The sequence below is a fragment of the Streptomyces sp. NPDC058457 genome (assembly GCF_042720695.1).
In the GTDB taxonomy this organism is placed as follows: Bacteria; Actinomycetota; Actinomycetes; order Streptomycetales; family Streptomycetaceae; genus Streptomyces.
On sequence record NZ_JBHXLU010000002.1, the window covers coordinates 44,182 to 63,892 of the forward strand.

The 19,711-nt window shown below is 70.4% G+C and carries 14 protein-coding genes; 10 read left to right on the forward strand and 4 right to left on the reverse strand.

The window, feature by feature from the left end:
- Positions 1-17 precede the first annotated feature (17 nt).
- A complete protein-coding gene (lepA, locus tag ACFWPS_RS02120) occupies positions 18-1,892 on the forward strand; it encodes a translation elongation factor 4 (RefSeq protein ID WP_383699876.1) in 1,875 nt (624 codons plus the stop codon).
- A 273-nt stretch (positions 1,893-2,165) separates the two neighbouring features.
- Positions 2,166-4,040, forward strand: coding sequence for an AMP-dependent synthetase/ligase (locus ACFWPS_RS02125; protein ID WP_383699878.1), 1,875 nt, complete (start codon positions 2,166-2,168; stop codon positions 4,038-4,040).
- A gap of 63 nt (positions 4,041-4,103) precedes the next feature.
- On the opposite strand, the gene ACFWPS_RS02130 is transcribed toward ACFWPS_RS02125, so the two are convergent.
- Entirely contained in the window at positions 4,104-4,664 is a 561-nt protein-coding gene (locus tag ACFWPS_RS02130) for a two-component system response regulator (protein WP_383699880.1), read from the reverse strand.
- Positions 4,661-8,782, reverse strand: a complete 4,122-nt coding sequence (locus ACFWPS_RS02135) for a HAMP domain-containing protein (RefSeq protein ID WP_383699882.1) — start codon at positions 8,780-8,782, stop codon at positions 4,661-4,663. Before ACFWPS_RS02135 ends, ACFWPS_RS02130 begins: the two co-directional genes overlap by 4 nt.
- Before the next feature lie 102 nt (positions 8,783-8,884).
- On the opposite strand from ACFWPS_RS02135, the gene ACFWPS_RS02140 reads away from it, so the two are divergent.
- On the forward strand, positions 8,885-10,948 hold the full coding sequence (locus tag ACFWPS_RS02140; RefSeq protein WP_383699884.1) for a SpoIIE family protein phosphatase: 2,064 nt from the start codon (positions 8,885-8,887) through the stop codon (positions 10,946-10,948).
- Positions 10,949-11,057: 109 nt separating this feature from the next.
- Positions 11,058-12,290, forward strand: a complete 1,233-nt coding sequence (gene hemW, locus ACFWPS_RS02145) for a radical SAM family heme chaperone HemW (protein ID WP_383699886.1) — start codon at positions 11,058-11,060, stop codon at positions 12,288-12,290.
- 69 nt (positions 12,291-12,359) lie between these two features.
- On the opposite strand, the gene ACFWPS_RS02150 is transcribed toward hemW, so the two are convergent.
- Together ACFWPS_RS02150 and ACFWPS_RS02155 are read right to left on the reverse strand one after the other, a co-directional pair.
- Positions 12,360-13,175, reverse strand: coding sequence for a DUF3097 domain-containing protein (locus ACFWPS_RS02150; RefSeq protein ID WP_383699888.1), 816 nt, complete (start codon positions 13,173-13,175; stop codon positions 12,360-12,362).
- Between the two features lie 31 nt (positions 13,176-13,206).
- Positions 13,207-13,932 carry an MBL fold metallo-hydrolase gene (locus tag ACFWPS_RS02155; RefSeq protein ID WP_383699890.1) on the reverse strand — a complete coding sequence of 242 codons (726 nt, stop codon included), beginning with the start codon at positions 13,930-13,932 and terminating at the stop codon, positions 13,207-13,209.
- A gap of 172 nt (positions 13,933-14,104) precedes the next feature.
- Here ACFWPS_RS02155 and hrcA point away from each other — a divergent pair, with 172 nt between their 5' ends.
- From hrcA to ACFWPS_RS02185, 6 genes are all read left to right on the forward strand, one after another.
- Positions 14,105-15,121 carry a heat-inducible transcriptional repressor HrcA gene (gene hrcA, locus ACFWPS_RS02160; protein ID WP_383699892.1) on the forward strand — a complete coding sequence of 339 codons (1,017 nt, stop codon included), beginning with the start codon at positions 14,105-14,107 and terminating at the stop codon, positions 15,119-15,121.
- The gene (gene dnaJ / locus ACFWPS_RS02165; protein ID WP_217549614.1) at positions 15,122-16,258 is read left to right on the forward strand and encodes a molecular chaperone DnaJ; all 1,137 of its coding nucleotides are present in this window, start codon (positions 15,122-15,124) and stop codon (positions 16,256-16,258) included. It begins immediately after the preceding gene.
- 475 nt (positions 16,259-16,733) lie between these two features.
- Positions 16,734-17,816: a nitronate monooxygenase gene (locus tag ACFWPS_RS02170; RefSeq protein ID WP_383699894.1), complete on the forward strand. Its 1,083-nt coding sequence runs from the start codon at positions 16,734-16,736 to the stop codon at positions 17,814-17,816.
- The gene (locus ACFWPS_RS02175; protein ID WP_383699896.1) at positions 17,813-18,571 is read left to right on the forward strand and encodes a 16S rRNA (uracil(1498)-N(3))-methyltransferase; all 759 of its coding nucleotides are present in this window, start codon (positions 17,813-17,815) and stop codon (positions 18,569-18,571) included. Before ACFWPS_RS02170 ends, ACFWPS_RS02175 begins: the two co-directional genes overlap by 4 nt.
- A gap of 31 nt (positions 18,572-18,602) precedes the next feature.
- On the forward strand, positions 18,603-18,995 hold the full coding sequence (locus ACFWPS_RS02180) for a VOC family protein (protein ID WP_383699898.1): 393 nt from the start codon (positions 18,603-18,605) through the stop codon (positions 18,993-18,995).
- Between the two features lie 103 nt (positions 18,996-19,098).
- On the forward strand, positions 19,099-19,680 hold the full coding sequence (locus ACFWPS_RS02185; RefSeq protein ID WP_383699905.1) for a hypothetical protein: 582 nt from the start codon (positions 19,099-19,101) through the stop codon (positions 19,678-19,680).
- Positions 19,681-19,711: the final 31 nt, after the last annotated feature.

Here is a 19,711-nt window from a genome sequence, read left to right on the forward strand (position 1 = left end):
AAGAGACAGGACCCTGCGTGCCCGCGACCCCTAACAATGTGCCCGAGCCGAGCCGTACCGCCCCGGCTCTGATTCGCAATTTCTGCATCATCGCGCACATCGACCACGGCAAGTCCACGCTCGCCGACCGGATGCTCCAGCTGACCGGTGTGGTCGAGCAGCGGCAGATGCGTGCTCAGTACCTCGACCGGATGGACATCGAGCGCGAGCGCGGTATCACGATCAAGTCCCAGGCGGTGCGTCTGCCCTGGGCCCCGACGGAGGGCCCGGACCAGGGCAGCACGCACATCCTCAACATGATCGACACCCCGGGGCACGTCGACTTCACCTACGAGGTCTCGCGGTCGCTGGCGGCCTGCGAGGGGACCGTCCTCCTCGTCGACGCCGCCCAGGGCATCGAGGCGCAGACCCTCGCCAACCTCTACCTGGCGATGGAGAACGACCTCACGATCATCCCCGTGCTCAACAAGATCGACCTGCCGGCCGCGCAGCCGGAGAAGTTCGCCGAGGAGCTGGCGAACCTGGTCGGCTGCGAGCCGGACGACGTGCTGCGGGTCTCCGCCAAGACCGGCCTCGGCGTGGACGCGCTGCTGAACAAGGTCGTCAAGGAGATCCCGGCGCCGGTCGGCGTCGCCGACGCGCCCGCCCGCGCCATGATCTTCGACTCGGTCTACGACTCCTACCGCGGTGTCGTGACGTACGTCCGTGTCATCGACGGCCAGCTCAACAAGCGCGAGCGCATCAAGATGATGTCGACGGGCGCCACCCACGAACTGCTGGAGATCGGCACCAACTCGCCGGAGATGCTGTCCGCCGACGGACTCGGCGTCGGCGAGGTGGGTTATCTGATCACGGGTGTGAAGGACGTCCGGCAGTCCAAGGTCGGTGACACCGTCACCAGCCAGAGCAAGGGCGCCACCGAGGCGCTCGGCGGCTACAAGGACCCGAAGCCGATGGTCTTCTCCGGTCTGTATCCGCTGGACGGCTCCGACTACCCCGAGCTGCGCGAGGCCCTCGACAAGCTCCAGCTCAACGACGCCGCGCTCGTCTACGAACCGGAGACCTCCGCCGCCCTCGGTTTCGGCTTCCGTGTCGGCTTCCTCGGTCTGCTGCACCTGGACGTGATCCGGGAGCGGCTGGAGCGAGAGTTCGGGCTCGACCTCATCGCCACCGCGCCGAACGTGGTCTACCGCGTGGTCATGGAGGACCGGACCGAGTTCACGGTCACCAACCCGAGCGAGTTCCCCGAGGGGAAGATCAACGAGGTGTACGAGCCCGTCGTACGGGCCACGATCCTCGCGCCGACCGAGTTCATCGGCTCGATCATGGAACTGTGCCAGACCCGGCGCGGCACCCTGCTCGGGATGGACTACCTGTCCGAGGACCGGGTCGAGATCCGGTACACGCTGCCCCTCGCGGAGATCGTCTTCGACTTCTTCGACCAGCTGAAGTCGAAGACCCGTGGTTACGCCTCGCTGGACTACGAGCCCACCGGCGAGCAGACCTCCAGCCTGGTCAAGGTCGACATCCTGCTGCACGGCGACAAGGTCGACGCGTTCTCGGCGATCACCCACAAGGACGCGGCCTACGCGTACGGCGTGCGGCTCGTCGCCAAGCTGCGCGAGCTCATTCCGCGGCAGGCCTTCGAGGTGCCCATCCAGGCCGCCATCGGCTCCCGGGTGATCGCCCGCGAGACCATCCGCGCCATCCGCAAGGACGTCCTCGCCAAGTGCTACGGCGGTGACATCTCCCGTAAGCGGAAGCTGCTGGAGAAGCAGAAGGAAGGCAAGAAGCGGATGAAGATGGTGGGTTCCGTGGAGGTTCCGCAGGAGGCCTTCATCGCGGTGCTCTCCAGCGATGACAGCGCGGGATCGGCCAAGAGCAAGAAGTAACCGCGGGTAATAATCCGTCCCGGGCTCAAATCGGGTACAACGGGGGTCCGCCGTACGAAAGTGCGGTGGACCCCTACGCGCGCGTAGCGTCGCTCTGCGTGGACCATGCGGCGAAACAGACAGGCCGATGCCCCTTACGTACAGGCCGGTCGCGGCTTACTCTGATCCCTGCTTGATAGTTACTCGCGAGTTAAACAACCAGCGCGAACCCCACCGTGAGTAAACCCCAGCCGCACTGAGCCAGCCGCACCGTCGCGGGCCCCGGAGGATGTCGTGACCGACACACAGACACTGATCGAGAACCGACCGCCGTCCGTGGCGGCCCTCTTCCTGGATCGCGTGGCGGCCACACCGGACGCCGAGGCCTACCGCTACCCGGTGCCCGCGGCCTCCGGTCAGGGCCCGGACGACTGGAAGTCGCTCAGCTGGGCGCAGGCGGCCGAACGGGTCTACGCGATCGCGGCCGGTCTCATCGAACTCGGCATCCAGCCCGAGCAGCGGGTCGCCCTCGCCGCCTCCACCCGCGTCGAGTGGATCCTCGCCGACCTCGGCATCCTGTGTGCCGGCGCCGCCACCACGACCGTCTACCCGCAGACCAACGCCGAGGAGTCGGCGTTCATCCTCTCCGACTCCGAAAGCCGCGTGCTGATCGCGGAGGACGCGGCGCAGGTCGCCAAGGCCGTCGAGAAGCGCGCCGAGCTGCCCGAGCTCGTCCAGGTCGTCGTCATCGACCCGGCCGGCGTCGAGACCGGCGACTGGGTCATCACCCTTGCCGAACTGGAGCAGCGCGGCGCCAGGTACCTGGAGAAGCACCCCGAGCTGATCAAGGAGCGGGTCGGCGCGATCACCAAGGACCAGCTCGCCACCCTCATCTACACCTCCGGCACCACCGGCCGCCCCAAGGGCGTACGACTGCCGCAGGACAACTGGTCGTACATGGCGAAGGCGATCGCCGCGACCGGGCTGATCAGCAGCGAGGACGTGCAGTACCTGTGGCTGCCGCTCGCCCACGTCTTCGGCAAGGTGCTCACCTCCGGGCAGATCGAGGTCGGCCACGTCACCGCCGTCGACGGCCGCGTCGACAAGATCATCGAGAATCTGCCGGTCGTGCAGCCGACGTACATGGCCGCCGTGCCGCGCATCTTCGAGAAGGTCTACAACGGCGTAGCGGCGAAGGCCCGGGCGGGCGGCGCCGCCAAGTACAAGATCTTCCAGTGGGCGTCCGAGGTCGCCCGCGAGTACGCCAAGGTCACCCAGGACAACTTCCGCCGCACCGGTGCCGCGACCGCGCCGTTCGGGCTCGCCGCCAGGCACAAGGTCGCCGACGGGCTCGTCTACTCCAAACTGCGGGAAGCTTTCGGCGGGCGGCTGCGGGCCTGTGTCTCCGGGTCGGCCGCGCTGGCGCCCGAGATCGGCTACTTCTTCGCCGGCGCCGGCGTGCACATCCTGGAGGGCTACGGCCTGACGGAGTCCTCGGCCGCTTCCTTCGTGAACCCCGGCGAGGCCTACCGCACCGGTACGGTCGGCAAGCCGCTGCCCGGCTGCGAGGTACGGATCGCCGACGACGGGGAGATCCTGCTGCGCGGCCCCGGCATCATGCAGGGCTACCACGGGCTGCCCGAGAAGACGGCGGAGGTCCTGGAGGCCGACGGCTGGTTCCACACCGGTGACATCGGCGAGCTGTCCCCCGACGGCTATCTGCGGATCACCGACCGCAAGAAGGACCTCATCAAGACGTCCGGCGGCAAGTACATCGCGCCCGCCGAGGTCGAGGGACAGTTCAAGGCGGTCTGCCCCTACGTCTCCAACATCCTCGTGCACGGTGCCGACCGGAACTTCTGCACCGCCCTGATCGCCCTCGACGAGGTCGCGATCATGGAGTGGGCCAAGGAGAACGGCCTGGACGGCAAGTCCTACGCCGAGGTGGTGGCCGCGCCGGTGACCGTCGAGATGGTCGACGGGTACGTCAAGCAGCTCAACGAAGGGCTGCAGCGGTGGCAGACCATCAAGAAGTTCCGGCTGCTGCCCCGGGACCTGGACGTGGAGCACGGGGAGATCACGCCGAGTCTGAAGCTGAAGAGGCCGGTTGTGGAGCGGGAGTACAAGCACCTCATTGACGAGATGTACGCGGGGACACGAGAGGCATAGGGGGGCGACGTCGGGTGCGGGTGCGTGGGGGGCTGGTCGCGCAGTTCCCCGCGCCCCTTCACATCAGTTCGACCTGGCTTTGTTCAACAGTTGTCGTAGCTCCCTGGTCTCTTCCCTCAGCGTTGCCACATCGACGGGCTCCTCGGACAACCGGTCCTCCATCACGGCCAACCGCTTGCTCAACTCGCCGAAGTCCGCCTGTTCACGGGCCAGCAGTTCCTGCAACTGCTGGTTCTTCCGGTGCAGTTCCAGGAAGACGTTGACCTTCGCCCGCAGTACCCACGGATCGAACGGCTTCGTCAGATAGTCCGCCGCGCCCGTCGCGTAGCCCCGGAACGTGTACCCGGCGTCCTCCTCCGCTCCCGTCAGGAAGATGATCGGGACGTCTTTCGTCTGGTCGAGGCGTTTGATGTTCGCGGCTGTCTCGAAGCCGTCCATGCCCGGCATGCGGATGTCGAGGAGGACCACGGCGAAGCGGCGGCGCAGCAGGGCCTTCATCGCCTCCTCGCCGGAGCGCGCCCGGACTATCGGCTCGTTCAGCGACCCCAGAACGGCTTCCAGCGCTATCAGGTTGTCCTCCATGTCGTCGACCAGGAGGATGCCGGCACGCTCGTCAGCGGTCATTGCTCCGTCCCTTCGCCGTCGGCCGTCTCGCCGTTCCGCGTGCTGTCGGGGTCCAGGAGTGCGCAGACGACGGTGAGCAGCCGGTCGACGTCCACCGGCTTGGGTACGTAGTCGTTGGCGCCGCGTGCGATCGACTTCTCCCGGTCGCCCGGCATCGCCTTCGCGGTGAGGGCGACGATCGGCAGGCCGGTCCAGCGGGGGGCGCGGCGTATGGCCGCGATGGTCTCGTGGCCGTCCATCTCCGGCATCATGATGTCCATCAGGACGAGTTCGACGTCCGGGTTGCGTTCCAGGGTCTCGATGCCCTCCCGGCCGTTCTCCGCGTACAGCACCGGCATGCCGACGCGGCCGAGGACGTGGGTGAGGGCGAAGACGTTGCGGATGTCGTCGTCGATGATCAGGACGCGGCGGCCGGGGAGTACGCGGCCCGCACGGCCCGTCTGCCACGCCTCGAGCCTGGTCGGGGCCGGCCAGGAGTCGTCGGGGTCGGGGGCGGTGGCCGCTGCGGGGCCGAGGGCCGGCCCGGTGTGGTGTTGCGGGGTCGGGCCGGCGGCCGTGTGGCCGGGGCTGACGACGGGGACGTACAGCGTGAACGTCGAACCCCTGCCCGGTTCGCTCTCGGCGACGATCCGGCCGCCCAGCAGTCCGGCGATCTCCCGGCTGATGGACAGGCCGAGGCCGGTGCCGCCGTACTTGCGGTTCGTGGTGCCGTCGGCCTGCTGGAACGCCTCGAAGATCACCGGGAGTTTCTCGGCGGCGATCCCGATGCCGGTGTCCGACACCTCGAAGGCGATCACCTCGTCGCTGTCGCGGACGTAGCGGTGCTCGGGGTCCTTCACCCGGCCCACCCGCAGTTCCACGCGGCCCTTGGCGGTGAACTTGATCGCGTTGGAGAGCAGGTTGCGCAGGATCTGCTGGAGGCGCTGTTCGTCCGAGTACATCTCGCGCGGTACGTCATCGCCGACGGTCACCTCGAAGGCCAGGCCCCGGTCCAGGGTCAGCGGGCGGAAGGTCGCGTGGACGTAGTCGAGCAGTTTGATCAGGGGGAGGCGTTTGGGGCGTACGTCCATCCGGCCGGCCTCGATCTTCGACAGGTCCAGGATGTCGTTGATGAGCTGGAGCAGGTCCGAGCCCGAGCGGTGGATCGTCGTCGCGAACTGGACCTCCTGGTCGGAGAGACGGCCGTCCGGGTTGTCGGACAGCAGTCGGGCCAGAATCAACAAGGAGTTCAGCGGAGTGCGCAGTTCGTGGGACATGTTCGCCAGGAACTCCGACTTGTACTGGGAGGAGGTCGCCAGGAGAGCGGCCTTCTCCTCCAGTTCCGCGTTCGAGCGCTGCAGTTCCGCCTGTTGTTTCTGAAGTTCGTCCGAACGTTCCTGGAGTTGCATCGCCAGCCGTTGTGACTCGCCGAGCAGCGACTCCGTGCGGGAGTTGGCGATGATCGTGTTGATGGCCACGCCGATGGTGTTGACGAACTGGTCGAAGAACGCGAGGTGGACGTCGGAGAAGCGGGAGAAGGAGGCCAGTTCGATGATGCCGAGGAGTTTGTCCTCGAAGAGGATCGGGATGATGACGATCGTCGTGGGCGCGGCTTCGCCGAGGCCGCTGTTGATTTTGATGTAGTCCCGCGGTGTCTCCTCGACGAGGATCCGTTTCTTCTCGCGGGCCGCCTGGCGGACCAGGCCGTGCACCGGGAGGCCGCCGGTCTCGACCGTCGCGCCCTGTGCGGAGCCGTAGCCGGCGATGAACGCGAGGCCCTTCGCCGGTACGGCCGTGCGTACGGCGGCGCCGTCCTCGTCCGGGTCGGCCAGGAAGAACGCGCCGTACTGGGCGTTCACCAGCGGGGTCAGCTCGCGCAGGATGAGGTCGGCGACCTCCATCAGGTCCCGGTGGCCCTGCATGAGTGCGGCGAGGCGGGCCAGGTTGGACTCCAGCCAGTCCTTCGCGCGGGTCGTCTCGCGCAGGTTGGCCACCATCAGGTTGATGTTGTCCTTCAGCTCGGCGACCTCGCCGCGGGTCTCGACGGTGATCGAGCGGGACATGTCGCCCTGTGCCACGGCCGAGGCGACCTCGGCGATCGCGCGGACCTGGGTGGTGAGGTTGAGCGCGAGCTCGTTGACGTTGGTCGTCAGGCGCTTCCAGGTGCCGTACACGCCCTCCACGCGGGCCTGGCCGCCCAGCCGGCCGTCGGAGCCCACCTCGCGGGCCACCCGGGTCACCTCGGAGGAGAACGAGGACAGGGTGTCGACCATCGTGTTGATGGTGGTCTTCAGTTCCAGGATCTCGCCGCGCGCGTCCACGTCGATCTTCCGCGACAGGTCGCCCTGGGCGACGGCCGTCGCCACCTGGGCGATGTTGCGCACCTGCGAGGTGAGGTTGTCGGCCATGTAGTTGACGTTGTCGGTCAGGTCCCGCCAGACCCCGGAGACGCCGAGCACCTGGGCGCGGCCGCCCAGCCGGCCGTCGGTGCCGACCTCGCGGGCCACGCGGGTCACCTCGTCGGCGAAGGCACGCAGTTGTTCCACCATCGTGTTGACGGTGTCCTTCAGTTCGAGGATCTCGCCGCGTGCGTCGACGGTGATCTTCTTGGAGAGGTCGCCGTTGGCGACGGCCGTCGTCACCTGGGCGATGTTGCGGACCTGGGACGTCAGGTTCAGGGCCATGAAGTTGACGTTGTCCGTCAGTTCTTTCCAGACCCCCGAGACGCCTCTGACCTGGGCCTGACCGCCGAGGTTTCCCTCGGTGCCGACCTCGCGCGCGACCCTGGTGACTTCGTCGGCGAACGCGGAGAGCTGGTCCACCATCGTGTTGATCGTCGACTTCAGTTCAAGAATCTCGCCTTTCGCCTCAACCGTGATCTTCTTGCCGAGGTCGCCCTGGGCGACGGCCGTGGAGACCAGGGCGATGTTGCGGACCTGGGAAGTCAGGTTGTCGGCCATGAAGTTGACGTTGTCCGTCAGGTCCTTCCAGACGCCCGAGACGCCTCTGACCTGCGCCCGGCCGCCGAGGTTTCCCTCGGTGCCGACCTCGCGGGCCACGCGTGTCACTTCGTCGGCGAACGCGGACAGCTGGTCCACCATCGTGTTGATGGTTGATTTCAGTTCAAGAATCTCGCCCTGCGCGTCGACCATGATCTTCTGCGAGAGGTCGCCGTTGGCGACGGCCGTCGTCACCTGTGCGATGTTGCGGACCTGGGAGGTCAGGTTCGACGCCATGAAGTTGACGTTGTCGGTGAGGTCCTTCCAGACGCCGGAAACCCCCCACACCTGGGCGCGGCCGCCCAGCCGGCCCTCCGTGCCGACCTCGCGGGCCACGCGTGTCACCTCGCCGGCGAACGCGGACAGCTGGTCGACCATGGTGTTGACGGTGAGCTTCAGCTCCAGCAGCTCACCGGTCGCCTCGATGGTCACCGTGCGGGTCAGGTCGCCGCGCGCGACCGCCGTCGTGACCAGGGCGATGTCACGGACCTGCGCGGTCAGCCGGGACGCCATGGTGTTCACGGCCTCGGTGACGTCCCGCCAGCTCCCCGACAGCCCCTGCACCTTGGCCCGGCCGCCGAGCCGCCCCTCGGTGCCGACCTCGCGCGCGACCCGGGTCACCTCGCCGGTGAACAGGGACAGCTGGTCGACCATCGTGTTCACCGCGCGGGCCAGTCGGCGCAGGTCGCCGCGCAACTGCCGGCTGCCGTCGTGCAGATCGACCCGCTGGGTCAGGTCGCCGCCGGCCACCGCGTCCAGCACGCGGGTGGCGTTCGCCGCCGGTGCGACCAGGGTGTCGAGAACCTGGTTGACGTCGTTGACGCGGGACGTCCAGGCGCCCTGGCCGGGGCTCGCCGACAGTCGCTCGTCCAGGCGGCCGTGGCGCATCAGCTCCCGTTTCACGCGCCGCAGGTCGGTGTTGAAGTGAATGCCGCGGTCCATGATCTGGTTGAAGACCGCGGTGAGTTCGGCGACGATCCCCTCCCCGGTGGTCCCGGCGATCCCGGTCTCCGGGACTTTGCTGAAGTCGCCGTCGCGGGCGGCGGTCATCGCGGCGAGCAGAGGGCGCAGTTCGGATGCTCGGAGTTGTTCCGGTTTCTGTCCGTCTTCGAGCACACGCGTAGCACTGTTCTCACTCATGGCGGCCCACTTCGGTAACTCGGTGCTTATGGGCGCAGTCAGTCTGTCACTCTGTCCGCATCGATCGGGATGTATTCGTCCGAACTGCTCGGGGAGCTGGACATGGGGGCCATACCCACGCAACGGGAGACCGTCTCCCGGGTCCGTGAGGCGCCTGCGCACGACGCGGCGCCCGCGCACGACACCGCGGCGCCCGCGCACGACACCGCGGCGCCCGCGCACGACACCGCGGCGCCCGCGCACGACACCGCGGCGCCCGCGCACGACACCGCGGGCCCGCGCGCGCAGGGGCACGCGACCCTGCCCGGAAGCCCCCTCGCGCCCGGATCCGCGCGCGCCCTGGTGCGCGCCTGCCTCGACGAGTGGACCGACTGCGGACTTCTCTGCCCGGAGCAGCAGCGGGTCGCCGAGGACGCCATGGTCGTCGTCAGCGAACTCGTCACCAACGCCGTCGTGCACGCGGGCACGGACGTCGAGGTCGACTGGTGGTTGGAGCAGCGGGAGGAGACGGCGTTCGTCGTCGAGGTCACCGACCACCATCCCTCCCGGGCGCCCCGCGACCACCCGGGCGAGACGCCGTACGAGACACCGGAGTTCGGGCGCGGGCTGCGTCTGGTCGCCTCGCTGGCCGAGTCCTGGGGGGTGACGTACCGCACCGGCGCGAAGTCGGTGTGGGCCCGGCTGACCGGCCGCGGCGGCACGCTCCCCGACGAACAGCAGCTGAAGGTCGCCGAGATCCTCGCCCCCGAGCCACCCCCAGCCCCAAACGCGCACGGGCACGGGCACGTACACGCGCACGCGGCCGCGACGGAGAGCGCAGGATGCTCCCACCGCCCCGAACGCGACCGGGACTGGCTCAACCGGGGCGCGCTGTCCTTCCTCGCCGAGGCCTCCGACCTGCTCGCCGGGCAGCTCGACGAGAACCTGGTGGCCGCGCTCACCGGCCAGCTGATCGTGCCGCGGCTCGCCGACTGGTGCGCGGTGTGGCTGGAGGACGAGGCGACCGGGCGCGGGGGCGGCTGGGGCGACCCGGCCGGCGCGGGCGGCCCGCGGCTGGCCCGGGTCTGGCACGGCAGCGAGAACCGCATCGAGGAACTGCGCCGCGCCCTGGAGAAGGACCCCCCGTGCGCGCAGAACGGCTTACGGTCCGGGCCCGAGCCGTATCCCTGGCCCGGCGCGGCGCTCGGCCCGCAGGGCGCCCTCGGCTCGGCGCTCGCCTACCGGCTGATCGCGGGCGGCCGCCCGCTCGGCACGCTCGTCATCGGACGCTCCGGCCCGGACGGCATCCCCGACGAGATCACCGGCCTGGTGGAGGACTTCGGCCGCCGGGTCGCCCTCGCCATCGGCGCGGCCCGCCAGTACGCCCGCCAGGCCACCATCAGCGCCGTACTCCAGCGCGGGCTGCTGCCCGGCGCGGTCGCGGAGATCCCGGGCGTGCGCAGCGCGCTCGTCTACGAGCCCTGTGACAAGGGCGGCCCCAGCGGCGACTTCTACGACCTCTTCCCGGCCGGCGACGGCCGCTGGTGCTTCGCGGTCGGCGACGTCCAGGGCAAGGGCCCCGAGGCCGCCGTCGTCATCGGCCTCGCCCGGCCCTGGCTGCGGCTCCTCGCCCGCGAGGGGTACCGGGTCGCCGACGTCCTCGACCGGCTCAACCAGCTCCTCCTCGACGACGCCACCGAGGCCGCCGACGCCGCCGCCCGAGCCCTGGTCGCCGCCGGCGGCCGCCCCATGCCGCCGGGCGACGGCCCGCAGACCCGTTTCCTCTCCCTCCTCTACGGCGAGCTCACCCCCCTCGACGACGGCGGCATCCGCTGCACCCTCGCCTCCGCGGGGCACCCGCTGCCGCTGCTCCTCGGCCCCGACGGCGAGGTCCGCACCGCCGCCCGCCCGCAGACCCTGCTCGGGGTCGTCGAGGACGAGACGTACACCAGCGAGACCATCGAGCTCGCGCCCGGCGACACCCTGCTGTGCGTGACCGACGGGGTCACCGAGCGCCGCTCCGGCAGCCGCCAGTTCGACGACGGCGACGGGCTCGCGCGGGCCCTTGCAGGCTGCGCGGGGCTGAGTGCCGATCTGATCGCCGAACGCATCAGACGGCTCGTCCACGAGTTCGGCGGCGGACAGCCGGAGGACGACCTCGCGCTGCTCGTCCTCCAGGCCGAGTAGCCGGCGAGAGGCCGGGCAGCCGGGCAGCCGGGCAGCCGGGTAGCCGGGTAGCTGGGCAGCCAGGTAGTGGGTAGCCGAGGAATCGGCGCCGTACGGGACAATGGAGGACATGCCTTCCGCACTTCCCGACGGTGAGCCGGTTCCGGACGACGGCGCGCTGCCCGCGTCCGCGCTCGCCGGTGCCGCCGCCCGCCCTCTCGGGTTCTACCTGCACGTCCCCTACTGCGCGACCCGCTGCGGCTACTGCGACTTCAACACCTACACGGCGACCGAGCTGCGCGGCACCGGCGGTGTCCTCGCCTCCCGCGACAACTACGCGGACACACTGATCGACGAGGTCAGGCTGGCGCGGAAGATCCTCGGCGACGACCCGCGCGAGGTGCGCACGGTGTTCGTGGGCGGCGGTACGCCGACGCTGCTGGCCGCCGCCGATCTCGTACGGATGCTGCACGCGATCCGTGACGAGTTCGGGCTCGCGGCCGACGCGGAGGTCACGACGGAGGCGAACCCGGAGTCCGTCGACCCCGCGTATCTGGCGGCCCTGCGGGAGGGCGGCTTCAACCGGATCTCCTTCGGCATGCAGAGCGCCCGGCAGCACGTGCTGCGCGTCCTGGACCGCACGCACACCCCGGGGCGGCCCGAGGCGTGCGTCGCGGAGGCCCGCGCGGCCGGCTTCGAGCACGTGAACCTCGACCTGATCTACGGCACCCCGGGGGAGGCCGACGACGACTGGCGGGCCTCGCTGGACGCGGCGATCGGGGCCGGTCCCGACCATGTGTCGGCGTACGCGCTGATCGTCGAGGAGGGCACCCAGCTCGCCCGCCGGATCCGCCGGGGCGAGGTCCCGATGACCGACGACGACGTCCACGCCGACCGCTACCTGATCGCCGACTCGGTGCTGGCGGGGGCGGGCTTCGACTGGTACGAGGTGTCCAACTGGGCCACGTCCGAGGCCGGCCGCTGCCTGCACAACGAGCTGTACTGGCGGGGCGCCGACTGGTGGGGCGCGGGGCCCGGGGCGCACTCGCACGTGGGGGGCGTGCGGTGGTGGAACGTGAAGCACCCGGGGGCGTACGCGGCGGCGCTGGCGTCCGGGCGGTCGCCGGGGGCCGGGCGTGAGGTCCTGACGGACGAGGACCGGCGGGTGGAGAGGATCCTGCTGGAGCTGCGGCTGCGCGAGGGGGTGCCGTTGGAGCTGCTGAAGGAGGAGGGGCTGAAGGCCTCGCGGCGGGCACTGGGGGAGGGCCTGCTGGAGGCCGGTCCGTACGCGGAGGGGCGGGCCGTGCTGACGCTGCGGGGGCGGTTGCTGGCGGATGCGGTGGTCAGGGATCTGGTGGACTGATCACCCCGCGGAGTGGACCGGACCGGGGCCGGCCCCGGAAAGCCGTGCCGGTACCCGGGTCAGGCCGGGTCAGGCCCCACCGCTGCCCGTGACGAAGTCGATCAGCTCCTCCACCCGGCCCAGCAGCTCCGGCTCCAGGTCCTTGTAGGAGCCCACGCGCGCGAGGATCGCCTGCCATACCGCGCCCGTGTTGTCCGTGGGCCAGCCGAGGGCCCGGCACACACCCGTCTTCCAGTCCTGGCCGTGCGGGACGCGGGGCCAGGAGTCGATGCCCAGGGACGACGGTTTCACCGCCTCCCAGATGTCGATGTACGGGTGGCCGACGACCAGGGCGTGGTCGCTGGTGACCGACTGGGCGATGCGCCACTCCTTGGTGCCGGGGAGCAGGTGGTCGACGAGGACACCGAGGCGGGCGTCGGGGCCGGGGGCGAATTCGGCCACGATGGCGGGGAGGTCGTCGACGCCCTCCAGGTACTCCACCACCACGCCCTCGACGCGCAGGTCGTCGCCCCAGACCTTCTCGACCAGCTCCGCGTCGTGGCGGCCCTCCACGTAGATGCGGCCCGCGCGGGCGACACGCGCGCGTGCGCCGGGGACGGCGACCGAGCCGGAGGCGGTGCGGGAAGGACGTACGGGGGCGGCCGACGTGGGGCGTACGAGGGTGACCACCCGGCCCTCCAGGAGGAAGCCGCGCGGCTCCAGCGGGAAGACGCGGTGTTTGCCGAAGCGGTCCTCCAGGGTGACCGTGCCCGCCTCGCAGCGGATCACCGCGCCGCAGAAGCCGGTGCCGGGCTCCTCCACCACCAGACCGGGTTCGGCAGCCACCTCGGGCACCGGCTTCGGCTGCTTCCACGGCGGGGTCAGGTCGGCGGAGTACTGGCGCATTCGGATGACGATAGGAGAAGCCCGGGCACGGTCACCGCGACACGCCGAAACGGGCCGCCAGGGCGTCGCGTTGTGCCCGTACGAACGCCGCGTCCACCACCGCTCCGTGACCGGGTACGTACAGGGCGCGATCGCCGCCGAGCGACAGGAGGCGGTCCAGGGCCGCCGGCCAGCGGGACGGTACGGCGTCGGGACCGGCCTGGGGATCGCCGGACTCCTCCACCAGGTCGCCGCAGAACACCACCTCCGGGTCGCCGGGGACCAGGACGGCGAGGTCGTGGGCGGTGTGGCCGGGACCCACGTTGGCCAGCAGGGCCTGGCGGCCGTCGCCGAGGTCGAGGGTCCACTCGCCGGAGACCAGACGGCGGGGGCGGGGAAGGGCGTCGGCCGCCTCCTCGGCCTCGGGGGAGGGGAGGCCGTTGCGGACCGCGTCCAGGCGGAGCGCCTCGCGGTCGTACGCGAAGACGGCCTCGGTGCCCACCGCCGCGTACAGGTTCGCGCCCGCGAAGGCGGCCGCGCCGAAGACGTGGTCGAAGTGCGGATGGGTGAGCGCGAGATGGGTCACACGGCGGTCGGCCAGCGCCTGCGCCTCCATGCGCAACCGTGCGCCCTCGGCCAGACTGGAGCCGGCATCCACCATCAGGGCCGTGCCCGCGCCGAGAACCAGGCCCGCCGTGCAGTCCCAGCCCGGCAGCCGGCACCGGCCGACCCCTTCGGCCACCCGCTCCCAGCCCAGCTCTTCCCAAGTCACCGTCATGCCGCGACGCTAGCCGTAGAACGCCATGGGTCCTGACCGACCTTGCCCAGTCAGTACCCCACGGCCGTACACTGGGCCGGGGATGCTGGCACTCGCGTTCGCAGAGTGCCAGACGAAAGACCCGAAGGACCCGAAAGGCCGCGGGGACGACTTTCTGGAGGTGTGGCGCTGGATGCTGAGTGAACGCAGGCTTCAGGTATTGCGCGCCATCGTCCAGGACTACGTCGGCACCGAGGAGCCGGTGGGTTCGAAGGCGCTGACCGAACGGCACAACCTGGGGGTCTCCCCGGCGACCGTGCGCAACGACATGGCCGCTCTGGAGGACGAGGGGTACATCGCCCAGCCGCACACCAGCGCGGGGCGGATTCCCACCGACAAGGGCTACCGGCTGTTCGTCGACAAGCTGGCCGGCGTCAAACCGATGAGCGCGCCCGAGCGGCGGGCCATCCAGAACTTCCTCGACGGCGCCGTCGATCTCGACGACGTGGTGGCGCGGACCGTTCGGCTGCTGGCACAGCTGACGCGGCAGGTGGCGGTCGTGCAGTACCCGTCGCTGACGCGGTCGACCGTGCGGCACGTGGAACTGCTGTCGCTGGCTCCGGCCCGGCTCATGCTGGTGCTGATCACCGACACCGGGCGGGTCGAGCAGCGTATGGTCGACTGCCCGGCGCCCTTCGGGGAAACGTCTCTGGCGGATCTGCGGGCGCGGCTGAACAGCCGGGTCGCGGGACGCCGGTTCTCGGACGTGCCCCGGCTGGTGGAGGATCTGCCGGAAGCCTTCGAGGCCGAGGACCGCGGTGCGGTCTCGGCGGTGCTCTCCACCCTGCTGGAGACGCTCGTCGAGGAGAACGAGGAGCGGTTGATGATCGGCGGCACCGCCAATCTCACCCGCTTCGGACATGACTTTCCCCTCATGATCCGGCCCGTCCTGGAGGCATTGGAGGAGCACGTGGTGCTGCTCAAGCTCCTTGGCGAGGCCGGGGATTCGGGCATGACCGTACGCATCGGTCACGAGAACGCCTACGAGGGACTCAACTCCACGTCAGTGGTGTCGGTCGGCTACGGTTCGGGCGGCGAGGCAGTCGCCAAGCTCGGCGTGGTCGGACCGACCCGCATGGATTACCCGGGAACGATGGGAGCGGTACGAGCGGTGGCACGGTACGTCGGACAGATCCTGGCGGAGTCGTAAGTGGCCACGGACTACTACGCCGTTCTCGGCGTGCGCCGCGACGCGTCGCAGGAAGAGATCAAGAAGGCCTTCCGTCGGCTCGCACGCGAGCTGCACCCGGACGTCAACCCGGACCCGAAGACCCAGGAGCGGTTCAAGGAGATCAACGCCGCTTACGAGGTTCTGTCGGACCCGCAGAAGAAGCAGGTCTACGACCTCGGCGGGGATCCGCTGTCGCAGAGCGGCGGCGCGGGCGCGGGCGGCTTCGGGGCCGGTGGGTTCGGGAACTTCTCGGACATCATGGACGCGTTCTTCGGTACGGCGTCGCAGCGCGGGCCGAGGTCGCGTACGCGGCGCGGCCAGGACGCGATGATCCGGATCGAGGTCGAGCTCGACGAGGCGGCCTTCGGTACGACCAAGGACATCCAGGTCGACACGGCGATCGTCTGCAACACCTGTAACGGTGAGGGCGCGGCGCCGGGCACCTCCGCCCAGACGTGTGACATGTGCCGGGGCCGTGGTGAGGTCTCGCAGGTGACGCGGTCCTTCCTCGGGCAGGTCATGACCTCGCGGCCCTGCCCGCAGTGCCAGGGCTTCGGGACCGTCGTGCCGACGCCGTGCCCCGAGTGCGCGGGCGACGGGCGGGTGCGGTCGCGGCGGACGCTGACCGTGAAGATCCCGGCCGGTGTCGACAACGGCACGCGGATCCAGCTCGCCGGTGAGGGTGAGGTGGGACCGGGTGGCGGTCCGGCCGGTGACCTGTACGTCGAGATCCACGAGCTGCCGCATTCGACGTTCCAGCGGCGCGGGGACGATCTGCACTGCACGGTGACGATTCCGATGACGGCGGCGTCGCTCGGTACGAAGGTGCCGCTGGAGACGCTGGACGGGCTGGAGGAGGTCGACATCCGGCCGGGGACCCAGTCCGGGCAGTCGATCCCGCTGCACGGGCGCGGTGTCACGCATCTGCGTGGCGGCGGGCGGGGTGACCTGATCGTCCACGTCGAGGTGACGACGCCGACCAAGCTCGATCCTGAGCAGGAGCGGTTGCTGAGGGAGCTGGCGAAGCTGCGCGGGGAGGAGCGGCCGACGGGGCAGTTTCAGCCCGGTCAGCAAGGGCTGTTCAGCCGGCTGAAGGACGCGTTCAACGGGCGTTGACGGGTCACCGTGAAGGGGCTCCGCCCCTTCGACCCCACCAGGGGGCTCCGCCCCCTGGACCCCCGAAACCCATGCCCACCCACCACCCGACTCGGTCGATGAGGAGGCGAGGCCGCCCCTCGGTTCGGTCGATGAGGAGGCGAGGCCGCTCCTCGGCTCGGTCGATGAAGGGGCGAGGCCGCTCTTCGGCTTGGTTGGTGAGGAGGCGGGGCCACCACCCGGCTCGGTCGATGGGGAGGTGAGGCCGCCCCTCGGTTCGGTCGATGAGGAGGCGAGGCCGCTCCTCGGCTCGGTCGATGAAGGGGCGAGGCCGCTCTTCGGCTCGGTCGATGAGGGGGGCGGGGCTGTTACCCGGCTCGGTCGGTGAGGGGTGGCGTCACCAGGTCACGGTGTCTGTGGGGCGGGGAAATTTCTGGCATGTGCCAAAGGGGCGGCCCGATTCGGTCTTGTTCGGAGGACGTGACAACATGCCGTCATGTCCTCCGCACTGACCGATCTCTTCCCTTTTCCGATCGTGCAGGCCCCCATGGCAGGCGGGGTCTCCGTGCCGCAGCTCGCCGCTGCCGTGTCCGAGGCGGGCGGGCTGGGATTCCTTGCCGCCGGGTACAAGACCGCCGACGGGATGTACCAGGAGATCAAGCAACTGCGAGGGCTGACCGGTCGCCCCTTCGGCGTGAACCTCTTCATGCCGCAGCCGGAGTACGCCGAGTCCGGGGCCGTGGAGATCTACGCGCATCAGCTGGCCGGTGAGGCCGCCTGGTACGAGACCGAGCTCGGCGACCCGGACAGCGGCCGGGACGACGGGTACGAGGCCAAGCTGGCCGTGCTGCTCGACAACCCGGTGGCCGCCGTCTCCTTTCACTTCGGTGTGCCGACGCGGGATGTGCTGGATTCGCTGCGGCGGGCCGGGATGGTCACGCTGGTCACCGCCACCACCGCCGAGGAGGCCCTCGCCGTCGAGCGGGCCGGGGCGGACGCGGTGATCGCACAGGGCGTGGAGGCCGGGGGACACCAGGGCACCCACCGGGACGTGCCGGAGAACGACGGGTCCGGGATAGGGCTGCTGTCCCTGGTCGCCCAGGTGCGGGAGACCGTGGGGATCCCGGTCGTCGCCGCGGGCGGCATCATGCGCGGCAGCCAGATCGCGGCCGTACTGGCGGCGGGGGCGAGCGTCGCACAGCTGGGGACGGCCTTCCTGGCCACCCCGGAGTCCGGCGCCGCCGACCTGCACAAGCAGGCCCTCACCGACCCGCTGTTCACGCGGACCGCGCTGACCCGGGCGTTCTCCGGGCGGCCCGCCCGCGGCCTGGTCAACCGCTTCATGCGCGAGCACGGCCCGTACGCCCCCGCCGCCTACCCGGAGGTCCACCACCTCACCGCCCCGCTGCGCAAGGCCGCGGCCAAGGCCACAGACGCGCAGGGCATGGCCCTGTGGGCCGGGCAGGGGCACCGGATGGCCCGCGAGCTGCCCGCCGGACAGCTGGTGGAGACCCTCGCGGAGGAACTCGCCGCCGCGTCGACAGCGTTGTCGACCAAGGGGGAGGGGGAGAGCCGATGACTGCTCCTGTGTTCGTGCTCGATCCGCTGATCGTGCCCGACTTCTCCGGTGGCGAGGTCGTCCTGGACGGTCCCGAGGGGCGGCACGCCGTCTCCGTGAAGCGGCTGCAGCCCGGCGAGGACGTCATCCTCACCGACGGGCGCGGCCGCTGGATGGAGGGCGTCGTGCGGGCGGCCGAGGGCAAGGACCGGCTGGTGGTGATGGACCTGGAGAGCGTCTACGAGGAGCCCGTGCCGCAGCCCCGGATCACCGTGGTGCAGGCACTTCCCAAGGGGGACCGGGGGGAGGTCGCCGTGGAGACCATGACCGAGGTCGGCGTCGACGCGATCGTGCCCTGGCAGGCCGCCCGCTGCATCACCCAGTGGAAGGGCGAGCGGGGGCTGAAGGCGCTCGGCAAGTGGCGGGCCACCGCCCGGGAGGCCGGCAAGCAGTCCCGCCGGGTGCGGTTCCCCGAGGTCGCGGACGCGGCGACGACCAAGCAGGTTGCCGCACTTCTCGCCAAAGCCGACCTCGCCGCCGTGCTCCACTCCGACTTCGGGCATGACAGCGAGCCGCTCGCGGAGGTCCAGTTGCCCAGCGAGGGCGAGATCGTGCTGGTCGTCGGGCCCGAAGGCGGTGTCGCCCGGGACGAGGTGGCGCTGTTCGAGGAGGCAGGTGCGAAGGCGTACACCCTGGGGCCTACCGTGATGCGCACGTCGACCGCCGGAACGGCGGCCGTGGCCCTGCTGCTGGGCCGCGCCGGCCGGTGGTCCTGAACCCACCGCACCACACCCTGGGGGACACGCCGTGGAACTCGCCCAAGTGCGGCTCCTGGTCAGCGACTTCGCCGCCGCCTACCGCTTCTACGCCGAGGTGCTCGGGCTGAAGCCGCAGTCGGGGGCGAGCGAGGGGCCGTACGAGAAGTTCAGCCCGCATGCCGGGTCGGCGGGGATCGCCCTGCAGGACCGGGCGATGATGGCCGCGATACTGGGCGAGCTGGGGGACACGGCGACCGGGCACCGTTCGCTGGTGGTGCTGCGCGTCGACGACCTCGACGGCTACTGCGAGCAGATCGTCGCGCGGGGGGCGGTCCTCGTGCACGGGCCGGCGCCGATGACGGAACGCATGCGGGCCGCCCACCTCAAGGACCCGGAGGGGAACCTGGTGGAGCTGCAGGAGTGGTTGCTGCTGCGCACCTGAGGAACCCCCGTGGAGGGGGCACCGGCACGGGGGACCTCTCCGAACACGTGAGTGGCCGTATGCCCCCTTCCGTCACTGGCGGGACGGTGGCAGGCTGCCCTCCATGGGGGTATTGAGGCGGATTTGGCGTCGGCCGCGCGGCACCAGGGCGGCGGCCGTGACGGGGCTCGTGGTGATCGCCGTGGGCGGTGTGGTGGCCTGCCAGCCGAGCGATCTGAACACGGCGACGGTCGCCTACACCACCGACCGGACCGCCACCGCCGAGCTGAAACGCCAGCACGTCGACGTCAGTTGGCTCACCTGCACCGGCAACTACGGCTCGTCGGCGAAGAGCACGAAGGACACCCAGAGCACCAAGAGCACCAGGACGCCGTCGGCCACCTCCACCACCGTCGTCTCCGTCGACTGCCAGGGCCGGACCAAGGACGGCCGGAGCATCACCGTCACCGGCCGGGTCACCAAGGCCGTCAGCGGGGCCTGTGTGCGCGGGAACCTGGTGGCCAGGGTCGGCGGCAAGGAGTGGTTCCGGGTGAACGGGCTGGGCGACTGCGACGCCACGCCCGGGCCGACGTACAGCACCTACCGGCCGCCCACGTACGGGCAGCAGCCCGGCCCCACCGTGACCGTCACGAAGACCGTCTGGTGCCAGGGCGACCCCAAGTGCTGGCCGGTGCAGGGCAAGTGATCGAAATCGGCCACCGGGAACACGCCCCGAT